The 7,928-nt window shown below is 58.4% G+C and carries 7 protein-coding genes and 1 pseudogene; 1 reads left to right on the forward strand and 7 read right to left on the reverse strand.

What is annotated here, in order from left to right; translation table 11 throughout:
• The first annotated feature begins 56 nt into the window (after positions 1-56).
• On the forward strand, positions 57-1,949 hold the full coding sequence (locus IEX84_RS13495) for a sensor histidine kinase (RefSeq protein ID WP_188873088.1): 1,893 nt from the start codon (positions 57-59) through the stop codon (positions 1,947-1,949).
• A 76-nt stretch (positions 1,950-2,025) separates the two neighbouring features.
• On the opposite strand, the gene IEX84_RS13500 is transcribed toward IEX84_RS13495, so the two are convergent.
• The 7 genes and pseudogenes from IEX84_RS13500 to IEX84_RS13530 all read right to left on the reverse strand — a co-directional run.
• Positions 2,026-3,168, reverse strand: coding sequence for a PAS domain-containing response regulator (locus IEX84_RS13500; RefSeq protein WP_188873089.1), 1,143 nt, complete (start codon positions 3,166-3,168; stop codon positions 2,026-2,028).
• 610 nt (positions 3,169-3,778) lie between these two features.
• Positions 3,779-4,270 (reverse strand): hypothetical protein, encoded by a 492-nt coding sequence (locus IEX84_RS13505; protein WP_188873090.1) that lies wholly within the window; start codon positions 4,268-4,270, stop codon positions 3,779-3,781.
• 191 nt (positions 4,271-4,461) lie between these two features.
• Positions 4,462-4,683, reverse strand: coding sequence for a hypothetical protein (locus IEX84_RS13510; protein ID WP_209590454.1), 222 nt, complete (start codon positions 4,681-4,683; stop codon positions 4,462-4,464).
• A 420-nt stretch (positions 4,684-5,103) separates the two neighbouring features.
• Positions 5,104-5,967, reverse strand: coding sequence for a biosurfactant protein 1 (locus IEX84_RS13515; protein ID WP_188873091.1), 864 nt, complete (start codon positions 5,965-5,967; stop codon positions 5,104-5,106).
• Between the two features lie 67 nt (positions 5,968-6,034).
• Positions 6,035-6,956: pseudogene (locus IEX84_RS14930) on the reverse strand (transcription initiation factor IIB).
• Positions 6,957-7,041: 85 nt separating this feature from the next.
• Positions 7,042-7,488, reverse strand: a complete 447-nt coding sequence (locus IEX84_RS13525; RefSeq protein WP_188873092.1) for a hypothetical protein — start codon at positions 7,486-7,488, stop codon at positions 7,042-7,044.
• On the reverse strand, positions 7,485-7,928 hold a 444-nt coding region (locus IEX84_RS13530; protein WP_188873093.1), incomplete at its 5' end, for a DUF7342 family protein. The genes IEX84_RS13525 and IEX84_RS13530, both read right to left, overlap by 4 nt.

The raw sequence follows: 7,928 nt of genomic DNA on the forward strand, positions 1-7,928 counted from the left end.
GCATTGTCGCCGAGGGCGACCGAAACATTTGACGCACCTCAGGTCATTCTCTGTTCATGGATCGGAGCCGCTGGAAACGAGTGTTGAGCGGCGGTGCAATTCTACTACTGGGCCTCGTTTTTCTCACACTCACCCTCTATGATATCCCGGCAGACGTCCTCCACCAAGGTATCCCTCTCCATCTAACCCTTCTTGAGAATTCGCTCCCAATCCTTCTCAATCTCTTGCTTGTCGGGTCAGGGATTCTCCTTCTCGCGTATGGGCCAATTTCACCGCAGACGGCGTATCTCATCGCGCGGTGGAGTATTCTGAGTGCGGTTACCGTCTGCCTGCTCCTCGGCTGGGTATACGCCCTTCAGCTCATTGAAGGTGTATTTAAGCCGTATCTGCTGTTCACGCATACGATTACCGTCGCTACTCTCACTGGGCTAGGTGTCGGGGTCTATGATAGTCGGCGTCGCCGCCACCGGCGGCAACTCCAAGACGAGAATACCAAAATCACTGCTCTCTTCGAGAATAGCTCTGACTGCATCGCTGAGATCGAGTTCGTCGACCAGGCCCCACTTATTCAGGCCGTTAACCCAGCGTTTGAACGGACGTTTGGATTTGAGGAAGCAGACATCCAAGGGAGGTCGATTGATGAGCTGATCACTCCATCTGCTGTGCAAGACAGTGCGTCCGCAATTAGCCAGCGCGCATACGCTTACGAGCAGTTTGAGGAGTCGGAGATCTGTCGCCAGACCGCCTCCGGTGAACTGCGAATGTTTCACCTTCAGGTGATCCCTCTTCGGACGAATTCCACCGACACGGATGGATATGCCGTCTACACCGATATCACGGATGAATATCGGTATAATGAGCAGCTTACTGCCCTCCACGAAACGACACGAGATCTGCTCCGGACGGACTCAACGACAACAGTTGTTGAAGATGCCGTCGACGCGACGACCGATCTCTTCCGGTTCGATCTCGCGGCGATCTACCAGTATGATACGGAGGCCGATGAACTCGTTCCGGAAGCATATACGACCGCCGATGGCTTGTTCTCTGATCCGCCGAGTTTCCCTCGTGGGGAGGCAATCGCGTGGACGGTCTTCGAAACCGGGGAATCGCAATGCATCCAGAACGTGGCGGAGCATCCGGACGCCTATAATCCAGCGTCGCCGGTCGCGAGTGAGTTGATTCTTCCGCTCGGCGACTGGGGAGTGATGATGATTGGGTCAGAGACTCGTGATGCATTTGATGAGACGGACTATTCGTTGGCGAAGATTCTCGCTGCGAATATTACGACCGCGTTAGAACGGGCGGAGCGGGAAGCACGACTTAGGGAGCAGAATGAGCGGTTGGAGCGGTTTGCGAGTGTTATTTCACATGACATTCGAAACCCGTTAACGGTCGCGCAGGGATATCTTGATCTGGGACGTGCTGGCGACGAGGCCGCATTTGATCGGGTTGAGAGTGCGCTTGAACGAATGGAGCAACTGGTGGATGAGCTATCGACGCTTGCGCAGCAAGGTGAGGAGATTAGCTCCCGCTCACCAGTCAACCTTGCAACGACTGCGAGAGCCGCGTGGGAGCAGGTCGCAACTGCTGACGCCGATTTGCGCGTTGAGAGTTCCCGTGAGATTCAAGCAGACCGGAACCGATTCCAGCAGCTCTTGGAGAATCTCTTTATGAACGCGATCACACACGGAGGAGACGATATCACCGTGTTCGTTGAAGCGACGGGAGATGGCTTTGCGGTGGAGGACACTGGAACCGGTATTGAGCCGGCGGAGCGCGAGCAGATTTTCGAGTCAGGCTATACCACTGACGCGGATGGAACCGGACTGGGGCTCACAATCGTGCAGGAGATTGTGGATGCGCATAACTGGTCCATCTCTATTACTGAGGGAAGAGAGGGTGGCGCACGGTTCGAAGTTGAAGTTGATACCCGTACGCACGAGTGAGCTCCCGGTCCCACTCTCGTTGTCCTGTTTGAGGATGGTGGCTCCTCGCGACGACTCATCTGAAGCGCCGTTCGTGTTACCGGTCTTCCTCTCGTTGCTTGTGTGTCGTGATATCATCAATTACTCCTTCAAGCACTTCGGGTTGATCGCCCGGAGTCGAAACGCATTGTCCACGTTCCCAGACCCATTTAACCGACTCATCTGCAGTAATGATTCGATATGAGAGTTCAAAGGAATCTGATGTTGCAAGTGTGTCGTCAACCGTCTCCCAGACTTCTGCCTGATCCTCTGGATGAATAACGTCGTCCCCCCAGGAGAAGGTATCCGCCTCAAAGTCTGCGGCCGTGTAGCCCGTAATCGTCTCGATGTCTCCGCGAATATCGATCATTGGCCATTGGGGCGTATACCGACAACGATAGACGATTCCCGGAAGGTTCCGCACAAGCGTTTCAAACCGTCGTTTGCGCTCTTTTTCGTCCGTAATTTCGCGTGTGATACCTGTCTGTAGCGGTTCTGTGCTCTCTTCTTGGAGTGTGCGGCCCGACATTTCACCCCAGCAGAGAGCGTTGTTCCTCTGGAAGCGAAACTGGACTGTATATGTGTCTCCTGAGCGCGCTGCAGCACGGATTTCCTGCTCGGTGGCCTCGCGATCTGCGGGATGGACTTCAGCGAGGAAATCTTGAAGCGAGGTAATCTGAACCCCGAACACGGGGCAGACGGTTGGATAGATCTCCATCGTATCTGTTGTAATGTCGCGTGTCCAGACCGCTGCAGTCATTGATTTTAGCGCGAATTCCATTCGAGAGCGTTCGCGTTCAAGCTCGGACTGGGAGTGATATCGCTCAACGACGTTTCGGATTCGATTTGCGAGAAGCGTATATTGGTCCGCTCCGGACTGTTTTTGGAGATAATCGGTCGCACCGGCAGAGATCGCGTCACTGGCGACTTCCTCACTTCCCTTGCCAGTGTAGAGAATGAAGGGGAGTTCTGGATAGGTGGCGCGGACCTGCTTAAGAAAGTCCAGGCCATTCTGCTGGAGCATTTCGTAGTCGCTTACGATACAGTCTAGTCGCTCATTGGTGAGAACCTCAATGCCCTCTCTGACGCTTGTTTCTGTGGTTACAGTAAACGCATCATCCTCGCGTTCAAGGAAGGTGGCCACTAGCTCTCCAAATCTGGGGTCATCGTCGACATGGAGAACGTGAATGGCCTGGGACATACTAACTAGTTAGCCCTACCACTTATTAAATTCCTGTGCCAATATTGTATAAATCATTTTCTTGTAGAATGAGAACAGAGCCATGGGGTGAGGGTGGCTGGCGATCTTTGAGATTGGACGCGACGATTAGCTCCCCGTCAATAAGTTCGGCGTATCATCGTTCCAAGCCTGGACAGATGCAGTCTGTCTTTGATGAGTAGGCCGTAAGCCCAATATGTCTCACAGAGCAATAGGAAGCTGCCTACGGCTGGAGGCGTTGAGCACTGGACCTTCCCGCGCGGGGAGACTGCCCAGTGGTCGGAAATCCGGCCACGATGGTCAACTCTGGGGGGAGTTGACAGCCCATCGGAACCCACCGGTCGCGACCGGTGAACCGGAGTCCTCTCTCCGGTTCATCAGCAGTACTGTACGGACATAGTAAAGCACATCTATGCCGGTTCTTCTTCCGTGAGTTCGTTCTCGAAGTAGCAGTCGGCACAGCGCTGATCGCCACGTGCGGCGTAGACCGGGTCCGCCGGGACCTCCCGACAGCTCGTACAGTAGCCGAAGGCGGTTTTCGGGACCGGCCTCTGCCACGGCGGCCGTCGACGAGTCGTGTGACCCGCCATCGTTAGTAGTGGACGTCAGTGGGGACGATCCAGCACGACTCGGCGCTGTTGCGGACCCGCTCAAGGCGGTCTCGGTCGCGAATCCCCTGTCCGTGTTCGTCGTAGAGGACGACTGACGGCCCACGATAGGCACCGAGGTTGTGGCAGGCGTGCCGGACGAGGTCCTCGTCACGCATGATCGCCTCGTCGTCGAGTTCGTCCAAGCCCTCGCGAACAGCCACGAGGTTCTGTTCGAACGCCTCGATGGTCGCCTCCCAGCCGGCCTCCAAGAGGTCTTCGCCGGCGCCCGACTCAACCGGCGCCGCGGCCGGCCGCTCACCCCACCACCCCTCGCCCACCCCGGTGACGTCCGTCTCGTCGAACGTCACGTAGGAGTCGAACACGCTGTCGGCGTCTGGGGCGACGCCAACCAGTCGGTCGAACGCAGATGAGCCTGCCGCCGGTGCTTCGTCGCGTATCGATGCCTCCACTAATGCGTAGATGAGCATGTGCATCATCGAGTCCGACGCACACTGTTTAGGCGCGCGTCGCCACTCTCCGCGCGAAAAACCCCTCAGAGACTACCGCAGGAGACAGGCTATCTCCCTCGTGATGGGGGCGATTTACACTCGACATCTGGAGTGTCTTGCTGTCGTCGTCGTACTCCTGCTGGTGCGACATTGAGCGTTAGATAGAGAGGTCTAACTTAACGGCCGTAGAGTAAGTACGAGAATAGAGAAAATGCCAGTATTGCACTAATAAAGAAGACGATTGATCCGAGAAATCCAGACCACATCGTCCCCACAACAGCGCCGAAAACAAATCCGACAATAGCCGAGCCGAGTAGAAGGATAGCTCCCATCTGCCACTCTGCAAGAAATGCCACAACCTTTTCTCTCATACCATCACTTACCTTCTTCTCTCCCATACTGGTACCTTTATTATATACCCGAATAGTCTTTTCGACAGTAGATATACAGTCTGGTTCGGCCTCGTCGCGCTGGAATTATCTACACTCCCGATTCGGTTAATACAGGCGACTAATCTCTCGGTTTGTCAGGCGGCTGCTGGAATGTTCGGAGCGATAGCGCTCGCAATGAATAAATCTGCGATAAAAAGAAGAAATGCAAATCCGCCGCTGAACTCGTGGGTATCAGTAGTGAGTGATGCATGAACGTACGCAGCCAGACATATCACTATAATTCAAGAACTTGAATGTAAGTCAATAAGTCCACTGGAACCGCATGTTCAGTAGACCCTGCGTCCCGATACAATCGCAGACCCACCTAATGGTTGTTTCATCTAATATATCGCAGCAGGAAAGATAACGGTCTATCTGCGCTCCGGGTTACGATGGATTCGGGCCGTAGCGTGATGCCCCACAGACTCGACAGTCCCAGATTGGCTGCCCGGCCCACTGGTCGGCGGGACTGGCTTCGGCGCCGCGGAATTGATGAGTGGTTTCACGCTCACAGTGCCGACACATGAGTGTCTGCCGTGTCGGCGTCGCGGACGACCGCTGTCCTGTGTCGTCGGGACGCGACGGCTGTTGGAGTGCGAGCGCGGGGACGAGCCAGAGCGCGTCCGCTGCTTGCTTACGCACTGCGGTGAGTCGCTGCTGCGAGTCAATCGTGGTCCCGGCATGGTCGTAGAGGTAGGTCGCGTGTCCGCCCGAGTCCGCGTCGTCCTCCCACTGTGTGCGGCTACATGCTTGGTGAAGCAGGCGTTCGCCGACGTCGCTCTGCATCTGGACGACGTCGGGAAGGCTGCCCCAGTGGTTGGTGAGCGTTCGCGACGGCGAGCCATCACCATCGGCGACGAGTTCGCACTCGTCGATCGCGGTGTCGCCCTTCGTAACGAGGAGTGAGTGTGCGGCGGTCCCCTTCGCGAGCGCCGCCGTCTCTGTGCGTGCCGCGACGAGCGTGAAGACGAGATGGAGGAACCCCACCTCCGCCTCTCCGTCGTCCTCGTTCGCCTCCGATTGTGTAGCGCGCTCGTGGCGACACGACCGACACCTCTCACGCGCTAGCGGGACGGACTGGCCGCAGTCGGGGCACGTCGACGGCGACTCCTGTGTCTCGGGATAGTCCGTCCCCGCTAATCGATCGCGTGGGTCGCCGTTTTGTTCGAGGACGTGGTCCGGCTCTCGGGTCGTTTCGCCGTGGGGCTGAAACGCCTCGTCGTCGCGACGACGGTCCGGGTGTCGCGTCACACTCCCTTTGCCCTCGTCTTCCAGTATAAACCTGAGCGGGGCTCCGCTCAATTTCCGCGCCATCAAGCTACTCGAGTTCATTACGGAGTGTGTCGCGATGCCCGCGGACTGTGTTGGCCGCGACACCGGCGACGTCGGCGACCGCGGCCTGCGTGATTCGATAGTCAGCCCGCTGTGCAGCCTGATAGAGGCAAGCTGCAGCGAATCCCGGCGGTGACGCACCGTGGACGATTTGTGTCTCTTCAGCCCGCTCTGCGAGCGTCCGCGCCTGTCGCCGAACCCCGTCCGGAACGTCGAGGTCGGAGGCGAGACGTGGAAGATACGCATGAGGCTGCATCGGCTGGGCCGGCAGTCCGAGTTCCTGGTTCAGCGTCGCGTAGGCGTTGGTCACGCGATTCTCGCCGACGTGTGCGGCCTCGACGACGTCCGCGAGTGGGAGTGAGCGGCCATTGCACCGGCAGGCAGCGTAGACGCTCGCTGCCGCCACCGCCTCGATGGATCGTCCATGGAAGGAGGTCCTCGGAGTGGGCGCTCTGGAAGAGCTGGCACGCCTGCTCCTGGAGCGGGTCGTCGACGTCGAGGACGCTCGCGACCCGCTGCACTTCCCCGAGGCCGTGGCTCAGGTTTCGCTCCTGTTTGGAACGGAACCGCCCACGCTTCTGCTCGCGACGTAGTCGACCGAGCTGCCGGCGCTTCTTCGCCGAGAGCGTATTCCCCTTCGCGTCGCGTTTCCGGCCAATCGTCGTCGAGAGTCCACGGTCGTGGCGCGACGCCGTGAGTGGCGCGCCTGTTCGCTCGGTTTCGTCGTCGTACACCGGTTCGCCGCTATGCTCAATCGCGTGTTCTGCTAGGACGAGTCCGCACGCCTCGCAGACAGTCTCCACCGTGTTCGTCTCCACTCGTCCATCGCACTCCGGGCAGCCATTCGTCTGGTCATCAGTCTGAACATCCTCGTCGAAACCGTTTGCGTAGATCTCTCTCGAAGCCATCCCGATCACGAGGCATCCGGGGAACGCGTCGGTCCGCCGAACCCCTCACCCCTCTCTGGGGGTGACAAGCAGACTGTGGAGTCAGCTAGTCGGTCCAGAAGCCACGCTGGCGGTCCTCAACTTCGCTTAAGACTGCTGCAAGAACGTCCCGCCAGTCAGCGGGATGGCTGGTATCCTCCCCGGGCGTCGGTGCGTCCGGCCCTGGGTGAATGTGATCTAACGCGTTGTGCGTCGAGGGATGCCGGTCCCACCGATGGTCGAACTCGCTCTCGGCATGGCTTTCGTGGTAGTGAATGGAGAACGTTCCATTCTCAAACCAGACGATGTCGAGACGTGCCTCGTCAACCTGTACTGGGTAGAGCGCGGAATCGAAGACACAGACGAGCCGCTCTGGTGCGGTCGGCGGCGACTCCTCAATTCGAGCGAAGCGAGCATCGTTTCCGAGACGCTCAGCGATGATCGAGAGCCGTTCGAAATCGACCGGTGCACCATCACCGACGTCGAGCTCGGGCGTCTCGCCACCGTCGCTCATGCCGGCGACTGCTGGCCAGCGGCACCGTCGTCCACACCAGTGAGCGCGCGTTCGAGGAGTGCGATCCGCCGTCGCGTCGTCATCCACAGCGAGACGTCCTCCCAGACGTCCTCCACTCGCTGGTCGTGTTCCCGTGCGTACGCCGTGATCGAGACGTCCTCGGGTGCGTCGACGTCGAACTCGGTCGCGTACGATTCATCGCGGTCCGTCGCAGCCTGGAGGAACTCGAGCAGTTCGTCCTGCGAGTACTCCTCTTGGAGGTGCTGTATGCGCCGCCACTGGAGATATGCCTCGTTGCGCTCGTACGTCGCCGGCGACTCCGTCACCCGCGTGACGACGCCCATGCGCTCGAACCACTCCAAGTACTCACGGGCGGCATCCACACCATGCTCGGCACGCTCCGCGACCTCCTCGACAGTCGTTGGGCTATCGAGAGTCAG

This window comes from Halarchaeum rubridurum (assembly GCF_014647115.1).
Taxonomy (GTDB): domain Archaea; phylum Halobacteriota; class Halobacteria; order Halobacteriales; family Halobacteriaceae; genus Halarchaeum; species Halarchaeum rubridurum.